The organism is Pseudolactococcus laudensis, from assembly GCF_013449735.1.
GTDB lineage: Bacteria > Bacillota > Bacilli > Lactobacillales > Streptococcaceae > Pseudolactococcus > Pseudolactococcus laudensis.
In genome coordinates this window covers 57,801-71,880 of the sequence record NZ_JACBNY010000007.1, presented here as the reverse complement: position 1 = coordinate 71,880, position 14,080 = coordinate 57,801, and the positions used below count along the sequence as shown (strand labels likewise).

Sequence of the window (14,080 nt, the reverse complement as noted above, 5' to 3'; positions counted from 1 at the left end):
TAATCTTCTTTCCTTGTGATTAGAATTCATTATATATAAAGTGACCTTGTCCTTCTCCTGAGTAGTTAAAGAGATACAGCAAGGCGATGATAATCATGAAATAAAATAAACTTTGCAAAATAAATTTGATGACAGGCCATGCCTTTTGTTGAGGCAAGCTCTGAATATATTTAATCAATTTTTAATTCTCCTGTTTTTAAAGTGTCACTTCACCATTTTAACAAGTATTTTACTAAATTGCTACTATTTTTGTGAGCGGATGAGATAAAGTTAAGTCGATTATACCAAAAATAAATCAACCCAACCTTACAAAATAGACTTAAAACTTACAGTTTTGAAAGGTTGAGAACATAGAAAAAACGTATCATAATCGATGTGATACGTTCTTATAAACGCTCTACAGTTATTAAATTTAAATAATTAAAGCGGTTTCTTATTAGGCGTACCAGCCTTACGTGGGAATTTTTTAGGTGTCTCTTTTTTCTTCTCTATCATGACCAGATGACGCTCATCGCCATTTGGCAACGCATAGTCCAACGTATCGCCCAACTTGCCACCCAAAATTGCGATAGCATGTTTACCTTCTGAAATTTCATCCAGCATTTGACTCGCCTTTAACGACAGAAGTTTCCCGTCTTTTCTTAAAAATGGTAGTGTCAACTCGGATAAAACGTTGAGGCGCGCTACCGCGCGAGCAGTAACGTAGTCAAACTGACCTCTGTAAATTGGGTTTTGACCAAAATCTTCAGCACGACCATGTAATAAAGTGACAGAAGTCGCATCAAAATCAAGTTTATCTGATAGTGATGCTAAAAACTTAATCCGTTTATTTAGAGAATCAATGATTGTCACCTGTAATTCAGGATAGATGATTTTCATTGGAAAGCTTGGAAAGCCAGCCCCGGCTCCAATATCTAGTAGTTTAATCGGAGAATTATCAATCACGCCGTATAAAATAGGTGCAATTGAATCATAAAAATGTTTGAGATAAACGTCATTTTCTTCAGTGATAGCTGTTAGATTAATCTTTTCATTTTCACTGACTAGAAACTCAAAATAAGTCTTAAATTGTGCTTTCTGAGTGTCTGATAATTGGATGTTAAAGGTTTCTAGCGAGCTATAAAAATCTTCTGGTGTCATAATTGTCTTTCTAGTAGGTCTTTGGTAATCTGACGAATATCAGATTTGACAGGTTTATTGGGTAATTTCTCGATAAGTTTGAGCGCATTTGCAGTGTATTGGCGAGCCAAATCATGCGTTTTTTGTAGGGCATTTGTGTGTTGGATAATCTGAAAAACAGCATCAAAATTTTCTTGACTTAAAAAGTCAGCAACTCGATTGTCCGCTGCTAGGGCAAATAAAACGGGTGCAGAATAAATACCTTGCTGCATATCTGCAAGAACTGGCTTACCAAGTGTGTCGCTATCAGCTGTATAATCAAGATAATCATCCATAATTTGAAAGGCTATCCCGATATTCAAGCCAATATCGTAAGCTAATTGTGCTAATTTATAGGCACCGTCAGCAAACGGTGCAACAGCACAAGCTTGCGCGAATAGTTCAGCGGTTTTACCTGAAATATTATCAATATAATCATCAATCGTCTGCTCAGTATTAAATTTTAGATTCATTTGACCAAGCTCGCCATTGAGTAATTTTTCCATGGCATCAACGCGTTGAGATAAATTAGATAAGTCTAGGGCATGTTGAATCATCAATCTAAAAACAGCAATAAAAAGATAATCACCCGCATAAACAGCTATTTCAGGACCATAAAGATGTGAAACCGTTGGGACACCGCGCCGTGTTTCAGCTTGGTCAATCACATCATCATGAATCAGGGTAGCCGTATGCAACATTTCGATAGAACTAGCCAATGCGATTCTTTTATCTGGTTCCAAATTAGTGAATTCAGAAAATAGCAAGAGATAGGCAGGACGAAGTCGTTTACCGCCAGATGCAAATAAATCTAAAATCGCAGCTTGTGTCTGAGGATTTTTGACATGAATGGCAGCAGTCATCATTTGCTGTACCTGTTCAAGTTGTTTTGAAAGATTAGGATAGGGCGTCCAAAAGGTCATGTGTGTGTCATCCAACTTTTATTTTCTTTTATCAATAAAGCTTTGATAGGTTTAATTTTATAGAGTAATGCATTACCTGCTACACCGATGAAAAAGCCCGCTAAAAGGCCAAAAAAGGCTAACCAAGGTAAATAAAACAGAATAGCAGGTGTCTGGGCAATCCAAGTAGCCATTAAAAGTTGGCCAACATTATGAAAAAAACCACCGACTAGGGATATACCAATCAAACTAATCAGTCTCGGTCCTAACAATTTGACGAGATACATTGCCAATAATGATAGAAAACCACCAGCCATACTGTATAGAAAAACTGAAAAGCCAGTGAAAAGAGCAGTTAGTAATAGTTTAAGCACCATTAAGATAATGACATCAGACTTTTTTAATGTAAAAATGGCCATTAGGACGACTAGATTGGCAAAACCAAATTTAGCACCTGGAGCAAAAGCAAAAGGTGAAGGAAATATAGACTCGACAATTCCTATAATGGTTGCCGTTGCAGTTAATAAAGCAATATAGACAAGTCGATGCAAATGTTGTGTGTTCATTAGTAATCTATTATCCTATTTCCGTTGTCATCATCATTACCAGAGTGTATAACCTCAATGACAAGTTTATGTGGTAGACAAACAATGGTCTGTCCGGTTTTATTAATAAAGCCTTTTCTAACGCAGATTTGGTCGCCACAGTTGGCATAGACAATCGCAATACGACCGTCTCGGACCTCAATTTTATTAATATCGCCATCACCATCTTGATAGGTATAGGTTTGATTTTTTGTTAAATCAAATGTCTTAATGACCTGACTATTCACCCGTAATTGTGCTTGATGGCTGATGGTTTGCTTGCCACCTAATAGCAGAAAAGGCGTAAAACTTGCAATCATTAAAATAATGACGAGTACAAAATCTAGCGGTTTCATCTGCAAGGCTTTGATTGAAGTCAAGATATGTTGAAACTTGCCTTTGGTTGTTTTCATTATCATATTTTATCATTTTTAAAGAATTTTTGCATAACTTGACGAAATAAAAGATTATTTATTATCGATATCACTGTTGAAATTAAAAAAACGTTCCAGTGTCAGAACGTTTTTTCTTAATTATGATTATTTTTTGGCTGTTGACGTTTTAGCAGCAGCCTGGTCAGCTTTTTCAAGCTCTTTTCCTTTTTTGATGATGAAATCGTGTAGGTCTTTTTTGATTTGAGGATGCCCGAGACCATATTCAATCGTCGTTTCAACAAAACCAAATTTATCCCCGACATCATAACGGCGGCCAGTGAATTCACGAGCAAAAACACGTTGCGTTTTATTAAGTGTTTCAATAGCATCAGTCAATTGAATTTCATTACCGGCACCCGGTTTTTGATTTTCCAAAATATTGAAAATCTCAGGTGTCAAAAGGTAGCGTCCGATGATCGCTAAATCGCTTGGTGCATCAGCAACTGCAGGTTTTTCTACAAAGTTCGCGACATTATAGAGACCTTTTTCGACTTCCCCCTCAGGTGCAATCACACCATATTTATCAACATCTTGATGTGGCACTTTCATGACAGCAATTGTAGAGGCGTGTGTTTTTTCATAGTCGTTGATAAGTTGTTTTGTCAACGGTAGGTCTGATTCCATTAAATCATCACCAAGCATAACAACAAATGGTTCTTCGCCGATAAATGATTTAGCTTGAAGAACAGCATGTCCCAACCCTTTAGGATGACTTTGACGAATGAAGTGCAAGTTAATATCTGTCGTTTCTTCAACGAGTTTTAGTAAATCTTCCTTGCCTTTTTCTTTAAGTGACATTTCAAGTTCAATATTTGAATCAAAATGATCTTCAATCGGCCGTTTTGCTTTACCAGTAACAATCAGAATATCTTCAATACCAGATTTTAGAGCCTCCTCAACGATAAATTGAATCGTTGGTTTATCCACAATCGGTAGCATTTCTTTAGCAAGTGCTTTAGTAGCTGGTAAAAAACGTGTGCCGAGTCCTGCTGCAGGAATTACAGCTTTACGAACTTTTTTAGTTAAGCAATCATCATTCATTTTAGTTCAATCCTTTAATCTCTATAATATATTCATTTTCGGGACGACCTTCACGGCGCATCAATTTGATGATACTTTCCCGAATATCCGCATTTTGATAAATCACATTATAAATGGTGTCAACGATTGGCATATCGACAAATAACATTTCTGCTAGTTCATGTGCAACTTTTGTTGTTGACACACCCTCGATGACCATTCCCATGTTAGCCTCAATATCTGCTAGTTTTTCACCTCGACCTAAGGCATCACCAGCGCGCCAGTTTCGTGAGTGGATGGAAGTACCAGTAACAATCAAATCACCAACACCTGATAAACCAATGTAGGTCATAGGATTGGCACCCATTGCCACACCGAGACGCGTAATTTCGGCAAGACCACGTGTAATGATGGCTGCTTTAGCATTATCGCCAAATCCAAGACCATGTAAGGCACCAGCTCCCACAGCAATAACATTTTTTAAGGCAGCTGCAGTCTCAACACCGATGACATCATCATTTGTGTAAAGTCTGAAGTAGTCGTTGCTGAAAAGTTCTTGAACATATTTCGCATCTTCAAGATTTTTAGAGGCTGCAGTAATCAGGGTTAAATCACGAACGATTGTTTCTTCTGCGTGAGAAGGACCTGAAACAACAACAACTTCAGAGCGTAAGTCAGCAGGGATTTCTTCTTCTAAAATTGTTGAGATGCGCTCATGTGTGCCTTGCTCCAATCCTTTAGAAGCGTGCATGACCACGACTTTGTGATCCAAAACTTCAGCGACTTGTTTAGCAACGAGTCGGGTTACTTTAGTTGGCACAACAAACAAAATGGCATCAATACCAGCAAGTGCGGCAGAAAGGTCATTGTAACCAGTGATTTTATCGTCTAAAACAACATCGCTAAAATAGCGTTTGTTGGTATGGTTTTCATTAATTTCAGCAATTTGTTCAGGAACATTTCCCCAAATTCGAACTTCATGACCGTTATCATTGAGAACTTGTGAGAGTGCAGTTCCCCAAGAACCAGGGCCTAAGACGGCAATTTTCTTTTGAGTCATAATACCTCCAATTGTATTCTTTATCATTTTAGCACATTCTAATTAAAAAATCATACTCTAGACTGAGAATTGCACGAGAAAATGTGATAAAATAGATTTATGAAATTAATAACAATATTGATAATAATAGCGGTGGTGCTTGTTTTGTGGTTAATACATGATTATAAAAAAGATAAAAAAAATCCAAATTTAATTGAAACATATCATGAAAAAGGGTTGTCGGATCAAGACATCACCATTTTTCGTCAAACAATGCGGGATGCTAAGGCTCAAATAAAAACTTGGGAGTCAGCTGTTAAGCATGATTCAGAGCTACAAATCATTGAAAATGTAACCGGTGGTTTGAAGAGTGCAAAAAAATTATTTCAACTTATTGTGAAACATCCAAAAATGGCTTTGACAAATCATGATTTTCTTTACAAACAATTACCTACTATGGTTGAATTGACTGAGACTTATGACAATGTCAAAAGCGTTGATAGACTCGATCAGGACTTAAAGATTGAAAGTCAAAAGGTAATTCGCAAATTATCTGAAAAAATTGCGAAAACGTATGAATTAGAGTTGTCTGATGATATTGAAAAAATTAAAAATGAGGTAGAAAATGGCTAATGATATTCTGGATGATTTAATGACTGCTGAACAATCCGTTACAGTAGAAAATCCACTTACACAAAGCACAACATCTGGAAATGCTGTTGCAACATTGTCAGAAGAAGAATTAGGCAAAGCAAAAGAGTTGTCTAAGTCTCTGGATGAAAATAATTCCCAGTCTGTTATTGAATATGGCTCTCTTGCGCAGAAAAAGATTGGTGATTTTTCACAGTCTGTTTTAAATAAAGTACAAGCTAAAGATTTAGGTGAAGTGGGTTCAGCACTTACTGATTTAATGTATCAGCTGCAAGAATCTAATCCTAATGATCTCGTGGCTGAAGATCCAGGCTTTTTTAAGAAAATGTTTGGCAAAGTGAAAAAATCAATTTTTGAAGTGACGCAAAAATATCAAAAATTGGGCGCTGGTATTGATAAAATATCAATTAAATTAACACACGAATATAAAGGTTTATTGGAAGATAATAAAACCTTAGAGACACTTTATGCTGAGAACTTGGATTATTTTCATGCGCTCAATGTCTATATCGCAGGCGCAGAGCTGAAAATTAAGGAACTTGATGAAACAATCATTCCACAAGCAAAGATTGAAGCTGAAAATACACCAGATAATGCGATTGCTATTCAAAAGATTTCTGATCTTGAAAACTATAAAAATCGTCTGGATAAGCGCCAATATGATTTAAAACTAGCGCGTCAAATTACAATTCAACAAGCGCCTCAGATTAGAATGATTCAAAATACCAATCAGGAACTAGCTGAAAAGATTCAAACATCAATCAACACAGCTATTCCTCTATGGAAAAATCAGGTAGCAATTGCATTGACACTGTTGAAACAAAAAGATGCCTTAACGAGTCAACGTATTGTATCAAGTACCACTAATGATTTGTTAACCAAAAATTCTGAGATGTTGAAGCAATCCTCTATTGAAGCTGCACGCGAAAATGAACGTGGTGTGGTTGATATTGAGACACTTAAAACGACTCAGGCTAATTTGATTGAAACAATTCAAGAAACAATGAATATTCAGCGTGAAGGGGCAATCAAACGCCGTCAAGGTGAAGTTGAATTGGCACAGCTTGAAGAAGAAATAAAATCAAAATTATTGGAATTATCCAATAAAACAAAAAGCGAGTAACCTTTACTCGTTTTTTTGTGACTTAAAATTGGACTATACCATTTTTGACAAAGTGATGAAAAAGATGTAAAATAAAGTAAAGCGTATTTAAAGAAAGAATGAGGTAAACTCAATGACAACTTACTATATCAAGGCAGACAAATTTTTCTATCCCTATGAAGTTAAAGTAGGTGGCTATTTAGAAGTCACTGCAGATGGCAAATTTGGCAAACATACAATGCAAGCACCGGCTAATGCTGAAATTTTAGACTATAGCGGTAAATTTATTGCACCAGGACTTGTAGACACACATGTGCATGGTTATGCAGGAGCTGATGTTATGGATAATGACAAAGATGGCATCGTTCATACAATGAGTGACGCTCTCTTGCCAACTGGTGTGACGTCATTCTTACCAACTGCTTTGACAGCAAGTTATGAACAATTACGTGATATTTGTGAAACAATTGGTGAACATCATACAGAAGCATCAGGGGCTAAAATTCAAGGTATTTTCTTTGAAGGACCTTATTTTACTGAAAAATATAAAGGGGCACAAAACGCAGACTACATGCGTAATCCAAGTTTCGAAGAATTCGAAGGATGGCAATCAGCTGCTAAAGGAATGTTACTTAAAATTGCTGTTGCACCTGAACGAGATGGCGTCGAAGATTTTATCTCAAAAGTAACAGCTACCGGCACAAGAGTTGCACTTGGTCATTCTGACGCGACATACGAGCAAGCTGTTCGTGGTGCAGAAGCTGGTGCTAGCATTTGGGTTCATGCTTACAATGGTATGCGTGGCTTAACTCACCGTGAACTTGGTATGGTTGGTGCTATCTATGAAATTCCACATACTTATGCTGAGTTAATCTGTGATGGTCATCATGTTCATCCAAAAGCCTGTGATATCTTAATGAAACAAAAAGGACATGACCATGTCGCTTTAATCACTGACTGTATGCGTGCTGGTGGTGAACCAGATGGTGATTACATGTTAGGTGAGTATCCAGTTATTGTGGAAAATGGTACGGCACGTTTGAAAGATGGTGGTAATTTAGCAGGGTCTATTTTAAAACTTAAAGACGGTCTTAAAAACGTCGTTGAATGGGGAATTGCATCACCAGAAGAAGCCGTTATGATGGCATCTTTGATTCCTGCTAAATCAGTTGGTATTGATGACAAATGTGGTCGAATTAAGCCAGGTTTTGCAGCTGATTTCATCGTTCTTGAAGATAATCTTGACTTATCAGCCACTTATTTGAATGGCAAATTGGTTTATTCAGCATAAGTTTCAAGAGACAAAAATTAAACGTTATTGTTTGTGTTGTTGACCTATTATCAGCAGCAGAGCAAAGATATTAACTAGAGAAAGCGTTAAGGCGCTTTTTTTAGTTATTGTCAAGGAAAACGTTTTCTTATATTTAGCACTGACAAATTAAACACAAACGTGGTATAATGATTAAGATAAAAAACTTTGGAGGATTAATACTCAAATGAAACGTATTGCCGTTTTAACCAGTGGTGGTGACGCCCCTGGTATGAATGCCGCTATTCGTGCCGTTGTTCGTAAAGCCATTTACGAAGGTATGGAAGTATTCGGCATTAACTATGGTTATGCTGGTATGGTTGCTGGCGACATATTCCCTTTAACAAGTAGAGGTGTTGGCGGAAAAATTTCACAGGGTGGCACTTTCTTGTACTCTGCTCGTTTTCCTGAATTTGCTGAGCTTGAAGGTCAGCTTGCTGGTATTGAACAACTTAAAAAACATGGTATCGAAGGTGTTGTAGTTATCGGTGGTGATGGTTCATACCACGGTGCAATGCGCTTAACTGAGCATGGTTTCCCAGCAATTGGTTTACCAGGCACAATTGATAATGATATTGTTGGTACTGATTATACAATCGGTTTTGACACAGCTGTAACAACTGCTTTAGAAGCGATTGACAAAATCCGTGACACGTCATCTTCTCATAAACGTACGTTTATCGTTGAAGTAATGGGTCGTCATGCTGGTGACATCGCACTCTGGGCTGGTATTGGTGCAGGTGCTGATGAAATTCTTATTCCTGAACAAGATTTTGATGTTAACGAATTGGTTGCATCAATCAAGAATGGCTACAAAAATGGTAAAAACCATAACATCATCGTTCTTGCAGAGGGTGTAATGACTGGTGCAGAACTGGCAGAGAAAATCAAAGCTGCTGGTGATGATAGTGACTTACGTGTCAGCACTTTGGGACATATTCAACGTGGTGGTACACCAACTGCTCGTGACCGTGTTCTTGCATCATGGATGGGTGCTCGCGCTGTAGAATTACTTAAAGAAGGTCATGGTGGCCTTGCTGTTGGTATTCACAACGAAAAGTTGGTCGAAAGTCCAATTTTAGGTACAGCAGAAGAAGGTGCGTTATTCAGTCTTGATAATGGTAAAATCATTGTCAACAATCCTCATAAAGCGAACCTTGATTTATACAAACTTAACAAAGAGATTTCGTCTTAATCATTGACAGATTTTCTTTATTTCACTTGTTAACTTCACTGCGTAAGCAGTATCAGAACATCTCTCGTTTGAGATGTTCATAAATATTGGTGAAAACCACTTAATTATAGAAGGAGTTCTATCATAATGAACAAACGCGTAAAAATTGTTGCAACACTTGGACCAGCTATTGAAATCCGTGGTGGTAAAAAATTCGGTGACGATGGTTACTGGGGTGAAAAACTTGATGTTGAAGCGTCAGCACAAAAAATCGCTCAACTCATCAAAGAAGGCGCAAATGTTTTCCGTTTTAATTTCTCACACGGTGACCATGAAGAGCAAGGCGATCGTATGAAAGTTGTTCGTCGTGCAGAAGAAATCGTTAACCAAAAAGTTGGTTTTTTGCTCGATACAAAAGGTCCAGAAATCCGTACTGAATTGTTCGAAGATGATGCTAAAGAATACGAATATAAAACAGGTGATAAATTACGTGTTGCGACAAAACAAGGCTTGAAATCTACTAAAGATGTGATTGCTTTGAACGTTGCTGGTGGTCTTGACATCTTTGATAACGTTGAAATTGGTCAAACAATCCTTATCGATGATGGTAAACTTGGTTTGACACTTGCTGGTAAAGACGCTGCAACTCGCGAATTTGAAGTTGAAGTTCAAAATGATGGCGTTATTGCTAAACAAAAAGGTGTTAACATCCCTAACACTAAAATTCCTTTCCCAGCGCTTGCTGAACGCGACAACGCGGACATCCGTTTTGGTTTGGAACAAGGTTTGAACTTCATCGCGATTTCATTTGTACGTTCAGCTAAAGACGTTAACGAAGTGCGTGCGATTCTTGAAGAAACTGGTAACACACACGTTCAACTCTTCCCTAAAATCGAAAACCAACAAGGTATCGACAATATTGATGAAATTATTGCTGCCTCTGAAGGTATCATGATTGCCCGTGGTGATATGGGTATTGAAGTACCATTTGAAATGGTACCAGTTTACCAAAAACAAATCATTCAAAAAGTTAATGCTGCTGGTAAAGCTGTTATCACAGCGACTAACATGCTTGAAACAATGACTGACAAACCACGTGCAACACGTTCAGAAATCTCTGACGTTTTCAACGCGGTTATCGATGGTACTGATGCAACAATGCTTTCAGGCGAATCTGCTAACGGTAAATATCCAGTAGAATCAGTTCGCACAATGGCAACTGTTGACAAAAATGCACAAGCACTTTTGAAAGAATATGGCCGTTTGTCTTCTGACAAATTTGACCGTTCTAACGTTACAGAAGTTGTTGCATCTGCAGTTAAAGATGCGACAAACTCTATGGACATCAAATTGATTGTTGCTTTGACTGAGTCTGGTTCAACTGCACGTTTGATTTCTAAATACCGTCCTGATGCTGACATTTTGGCAGTAACATTCGACGAAAAAATCGAAAAATCACTCATGATTAACTGGGGTGTTATCCCAACATTGACTGAAAAACCTGCATCAACTGATGACATGTTTGAAGTTGCTGAAAAAGCTGCAATTGATTCAGGTCTTGTATCATCTGGTGACAACATCATTATCGTTGCTGGTGTACCAGTTGGTTCTGGCCGTACAAATACAATGCGTATCCGTACAGTTAAATAATTGAATTTAATTTTAAATTCAAGAAAAAGCACGTTTTTGCTAACGTGTTTTTTTGTGACAAATATCTAGTAACACATAACTTACTGACACCATGAAGGGAATGGGAATAAACGAGATATTTTAAAAAAGTAGTATTGTGCTTGACTTTTATCACACTTGTTGTGAGTTTAACAGCATGTGCAAGTCGTACTGCTAAAAAATCAGTCACGAGTCAATCGAACGATTCAAAGTCTGGAAAAAAACATAATCTGGATTATGATGACCAAAAAGATTGGAAATTTGAGAGTGGGGATAGTCAATCACCAATCAACATTGACACGACAAAGGTTGAAAATATGACCGATAATGGCACTATCGCCTTGAATTATGCTACTGATTTTGAAAAAGTGGTTGACAATGGTCATTCAATTGAGGCTGAAATCAAAGGTAGTGCGGAGATTAACGGGCGAAAATACAAGCTTAAACAATTTCACTTTCATGCGCCTAGTGATCATGAAATTGATGGTAAACATTTTCCGTTAGAAGTACATTTTGTCAATCAAGCTCAAGATGGTAGATTAGCAGTGATTGCTGCTATGTTTCAGGAGGGTGAAGCAAATGCAACTTTTCAATCTATTTTAGACCATATTGATTCCGATACATCAGGGGCAGTGGCTTTAACAGATTTGCTACCGATTGACCAAGATTATTACCATTATAATGGGTCTTTGACAACACCACCGTTAAGCGAAAATGTTGAGTGGTATGTTATGAAACATCCAGTGACATTAAGCTCTGAACAGCTGAAAGCTTTTCGTCATTATTATGATGATAATAATCGAAAGATTCAAGAGACTAATCATCGTACGATTTTGTCACACGATGATTGAGAATGTTCTTACTATGAGTGCAATATTTTAGAGGTTTTACCTTACAGTAAAAAAGGAGGCTGGGACAAAAATCCTCAGTCACTATAAGAGAAAAGCAAACTAGGCAATGATGTCAAAATTGTCAGTTTGCTTTTCTCTTTTTCTTATGGTTTTGCAGAAGGAATACCAATTTGATATAGAATTAGCAAATAATTTACCGATTTCGCATTGTTTTGGCAAAAGAATACTGATTTGGTAAATAATCAGCAATTTTTTCACCAATTTCGTACTGTTTATTACAACATGATTATGTTGCTTGACAATGTATAAAAAGCTATACAAAAATAGTCTATCGGCAATTTCAATTAATATTGAAGATTGCTCATAGCCTAATTTTTTGAGGACTTTTTGTCCAATCCTCTTTTTGGTATTTTAGGAATAAAATGTTTCTATTTTTTGAAGTAAGGTGGTTGTGTGTTCACCCCTTCTCAAAGATTGGCCTACTTTTTTTCCTTGAATGCGGTCGTAATCAAAAGTGAGTGGTAGTTGTGTTAGGTCGTCTAAAGTAGTACCTAAATGATGCGACGTGATAAATGTGCAAATGGTGAGAATGATGGTAAGATAACTGGAAGTTCTGCAGCTAGATAGAGACTCAATTTATGTGGACTATTGAGCTGTTGATAGGTAAAGTAGTGGGTGTTTTCAGAACTATCTGTATCCCAGACTAGTCCGATACCGTCAGGTAACTCATAAGGTGCAGTGTCTTGTGGTAAAACGTCTTCAAGTTTTAAGGTGGGTGCCAATTCATCAGATGACCATTTTCTGGGAAGGTTACCGAAGACTTTAATGGGCAACGAAAAGTTTTTTAGACAGATGGCTTTAGTTAAGGTTCCAGCGAAAATGAGATCTTGGGTGAGTTTCCTATCTGGGATTTTGGAGTCGGTGGGGTAGTCAAAAAGTACTAAAATAAAAGTCGGTATGGGTATGGCTAGGGCATCGGCCATTTCCGAAGTGTGGACGACTAGGCCGTCAGCACGTTTTAATAGGTCATATTCACGTTCGCTGTTTTGACGTTCTGATAAGCGTAGAGGTTCAAAATCATGGATTAAGATGATGAATTTTGCGCCAGTTTGTTGGACTGCATTTTGGAAGTTTTCTTCGAATTCAAGAGGGAGATAACTAGGGAATTGGTGAACGACGATATCAGATGGGCTGTTAGGTTGTTGGCAGTTGTTTTTTGCGTTGCACGGTCAATTTCTAAAGTCATCCAGCCTTGCTTTTTTGCAATTTTTGCAATGTCATCTTTGGGTTTGGTAGCACCGACTGGCATCCAAGGTTCAATTGTATGGGTCATATAATTCATGTCTTTATTCTAACATTTTTTATTCTATCTGAGGTTTCTAAAATGGGCAATCGAGTTTGTATTAAGGAGATGTTTGCTTGCTTAAAGCTATATCATGTATTAAGATGTCTTGTGTTGCATGATGGTAAAATAAGGCATTTTACGGTATAATTGTATAAGCGAGTTAAAAAAGATGAGGTGATGTATGATTGCAGGAATTTGGGCAGAAGATGCGCAAGGTTTAATTGGCTCAAATGGTATTTTACCATGGTTTTTGCCGAGTGAACTTCAACATTTTAAACAAACAACTATGGGGCAAGTCATTTTGATGGGACGCAAGACGTTTGAAGGGATGCATAAACGTGTTTTACCTGGACGGACAACGATTGTTATGACACGAGATGAAACTTACAAAGTTGCAGATGAAGCTGTCCTTGTATTTCATAACCCTGAAGCTGTCCTAAATTGGTATCAAGGACAAGAACCAGAATCTGCAAAAGATTTGTATATCACTGGTGGTGCGGAAATGTTTATTGCTTTCAAAGATTCATTTGAACAACTCTACCGAACGATTATTGCAGGCGAATTTGAAGGGGATACTTATTTTCCAAAAGCATTAGAAATGACTAATTTTAAAGAAGTATCAAGTGTTACCCACCCTGCCGATGAAAAAAATGACTATGCATTCACAGTCAAACGATATGAGATTAAGAGATAATGGAAAAAACAATATTTGGCGTGTTTACGGCTGTTTTAGCTTGGATTTGTTTAATTTGTACAGTACAGTGTTTTCGTAAAAAGAAGTTTGGTCTAGCCATTCTCTTTTTGCTGTGTGCCTTTACTAACCTTGTGAATTCAATTCATGCT

The 14,080-nt window shown here is 37.4% G+C and carries 15 protein-coding genes and 1 pseudogene; 7 read left to right on the top strand and 9 right to left on the bottom strand.

Annotated features, from left to right (window positions below):
* Positions 1–19: 19 nt before the first annotated feature.
* The 7 genes from HZR21_RS12150 to HZR21_RS05660 form a co-directional block, all read right to left on the bottom strand.
* Positions 20–157, bottom strand: a complete 138-nt coding sequence (locus HZR21_RS12150) for a teichoic acid D-Ala incorporation-associated protein DltX (RefSeq protein WP_040525429.1) — start codon at positions 155–157, stop codon at positions 20–22.
* Positions 158–420: 263 nt separating this feature from the next.
* Entirely contained in the window at positions 421–1,140 is a 720-nt protein-coding gene (rsmG, locus tag HZR21_RS05685; protein WP_180746826.1) for a 16S rRNA (guanine(527)-N(7))-methyltransferase RsmG, read from the bottom strand.
* A complete protein-coding gene (locus HZR21_RS05680) occupies positions 1,137–2,081 on the bottom strand; it encodes a polyprenyl synthetase family protein (RefSeq protein ID WP_180746825.1) in 945 nt (314 codons plus the stop codon). The genes rsmG and HZR21_RS05680 overlap by 4 nt, the downstream gene beginning before the upstream one ends.
* Positions 2,078–2,626: a Gx transporter family protein gene (locus HZR21_RS05675; protein WP_180746824.1), complete on the bottom strand. Its 549-nt coding sequence runs from the start codon at positions 2,624–2,626 to the stop codon at positions 2,078–2,080. Before HZR21_RS05675 ends, HZR21_RS05680 begins: the two co-directional genes overlap by 4 nt.
* On the bottom strand, positions 2,626–3,057 hold the full coding sequence (locus HZR21_RS05670) for a NusG domain II-containing protein (RefSeq protein ID WP_003137273.1): 432 nt from the start codon (positions 3,055–3,057) through the stop codon (positions 2,626–2,628). Before HZR21_RS05670 ends, HZR21_RS05675 begins: the two co-directional genes overlap by 1 nt.
* Positions 3,058–3,183: 126 nt before the next feature.
* On the bottom strand, positions 3,184–4,119 hold the full coding sequence (gene galU / locus HZR21_RS05665) for a UTP--glucose-1-phosphate uridylyltransferase GalU (protein WP_180746823.1): 936 nt from the start codon (positions 4,117–4,119) through the stop codon (positions 3,184–3,186).
* A 1-nt stretch (position 4,120) separates the two neighbouring features.
* The gene (locus HZR21_RS05660; RefSeq protein WP_180746822.1) at positions 4,121–5,158 is read right to left on the bottom strand and encodes an NAD(P)H-dependent glycerol-3-phosphate dehydrogenase; all 1,038 of its coding nucleotides are present in this window, start codon (positions 5,156–5,158) and stop codon (positions 4,121–4,123) included.
* 99 nt (positions 5,159–5,257) lie between these two features.
* On the opposite strand from HZR21_RS05660, the gene HZR21_RS05655 reads away from it, so the two are divergent.
* From HZR21_RS05655 to HZR21_RS05630, 6 genes are all read left to right on the top strand, one after another.
* Complete coding sequence (locus HZR21_RS05655) at positions 5,258–5,770, top strand: 5-bromo-4-chloroindolyl phosphate hydrolysis family protein (RefSeq protein WP_180746821.1); 513 nt, start codon at positions 5,258–5,260, stop codon at positions 5,768–5,770.
* Positions 5,763–6,911, top strand: a complete 1,149-nt coding sequence (locus tag HZR21_RS05650; protein ID WP_003137281.1) for a toxic anion resistance protein — start codon at positions 5,763–5,765, stop codon at positions 6,909–6,911. The genes HZR21_RS05655 and HZR21_RS05650 overlap by 8 nt, the downstream gene beginning before the upstream one ends.
* Before the next feature lie 112 nt (positions 6,912–7,023).
* Positions 7,024–8,181 carry an N-acetylglucosamine-6-phosphate deacetylase gene (nagA, locus tag HZR21_RS05645; RefSeq protein WP_180746820.1) on the top strand — a complete coding sequence of 386 codons (1,158 nt, stop codon included), beginning with the start codon at positions 7,024–7,026 and terminating at the stop codon, positions 8,179–8,181.
* A 205-nt stretch (positions 8,182–8,386) separates the two neighbouring features.
* Positions 8,387–9,394, top strand: coding sequence for a 6-phosphofructokinase (gene pfkA, locus HZR21_RS05640; protein WP_003137284.1), 1,008 nt, complete (start codon positions 8,387–8,389; stop codon positions 9,392–9,394).
* A 126-nt stretch (positions 9,395–9,520) separates the two neighbouring features.
* Positions 9,521–11,023 carry a pyruvate kinase gene (gene pyk, locus HZR21_RS05635; protein ID WP_180746819.1) on the top strand — a complete coding sequence of 501 codons (1,503 nt, stop codon included), beginning with the start codon at positions 9,521–9,523 and terminating at the stop codon, positions 11,021–11,023.
* A gap of 140 nt (positions 11,024–11,163) precedes the next feature.
* Positions 11,164–11,892 carry a carbonic anhydrase gene (locus HZR21_RS05630; RefSeq protein ID WP_246307813.1) on the top strand — a complete coding sequence of 243 codons (729 nt, stop codon included), beginning with the start codon at positions 11,164–11,166 and terminating at the stop codon, positions 11,890–11,892.
* Between the two features lie 551 nt (positions 11,893–12,443).
* Here the strand turns inward: HZR21_RS05630 and HZR21_RS05625 are convergent.
* Positions 12,444–12,875 carry a glycosyltransferase gene (locus HZR21_RS05625; RefSeq protein ID WP_483605851.1) on the bottom strand — a complete coding sequence of 144 codons (432 nt, stop codon included), beginning with the start codon at positions 12,873–12,875 and terminating at the stop codon, positions 12,444–12,446.
* A 45-nt stretch (positions 12,876–12,920) separates the two neighbouring features.
* Positions 12,921–13,201 (bottom strand): annotated as a pseudogene (locus HZR21_RS05620) (glycosyltransferase); the annotation flags it as partial.
* A 217-nt stretch (positions 13,202–13,418) separates the two neighbouring features.
* Between HZR21_RS05620 and HZR21_RS05615 the strand changes: the two are divergent.
* Positions 13,419–13,931, top strand: coding sequence for a dihydrofolate reductase (locus tag HZR21_RS05615; protein ID WP_180746815.1), 513 nt, complete (start codon positions 13,419–13,421; stop codon positions 13,929–13,931).
* Positions 13,932–14,080 lie beyond the last annotated feature (149 nt).

Bases quoted from the DNA above. Each gene is read 5' to 3' on its own strand.
- HZR21_RS05650 (WP_003137281.1), top strand. From the start codon at position 5,763: ATGGCTAATGATATTCTGGATGATTTAATGACTGCTGAACAATCCGTT.
- HZR21_RS05670 (WP_003137273.1), bottom strand. From the start codon at position 3,057: ATGAAAACAACCAAAGGCAAGTTTCAACATATCTTGACTTCAATCAAA.
- pyk (WP_180746819.1), top strand. From the start codon at position 9,521: ATGAACAAACGCGTAAAAATTGTTGCAACACTTGGACCAGCTATTGAA.
- HZR21_RS05625 (WP_483605851.1), bottom strand. From the start codon at position 12,875: ATGGCCGATGCCCTAGCCATACCCATACCGACTTTTATTTTAGTACTT.
- rsmG (WP_180746826.1), bottom strand. From the start codon at position 1,140: ATGACACCAGAAGATTTTTATAGCTCGCTAGAAACCTTTAACATCCAA.
- pfkA (WP_003137284.1), top strand. From the start codon at position 8,387: ATGAAACGTATTGCCGTTTTAACCAGTGGTGGTGACGCCCCTGGTATG.
- galU (WP_180746823.1), bottom strand. From the start codon at position 4,119: ATGAATGATGATTGCTTAACTAAAAAAGTTCGTAAAGCTGTAATTCCT.
- HZR21_RS05660 (WP_180746822.1), bottom strand. From the start codon at position 5,158: ATGACTCAAAAGAAAATTGCCGTCTTAGGCCCTGGTTCTTGGGGAACT.
- nagA (WP_180746820.1), top strand. From the start codon at position 7,024: ATGACAACTTACTATATCAAGGCAGACAAATTTTTCTATCCCTATGAA.
- HZR21_RS05615 (WP_180746815.1), top strand. From the start codon at position 13,419: ATGATTGCAGGAATTTGGGCAGAAGATGCGCAAGGTTTAATTGGCTCA.
- HZR21_RS05655 (WP_180746821.1), top strand. From the start codon at position 5,258: ATGAAATTAATAACAATATTGATAATAATAGCGGTGGTGCTTGTTTTG.
- HZR21_RS05675 (WP_180746824.1), bottom strand. From the start codon at position 2,626: ATGAACACACAACATTTGCATCGACTTGTCTATATTGCTTTATTAACT.
- HZR21_RS05680 (WP_180746825.1), bottom strand. From the start codon at position 2,081: ATGACCTTTTGGACGCCCTATCCTAATCTTTCAAAACAACTTGAACAG.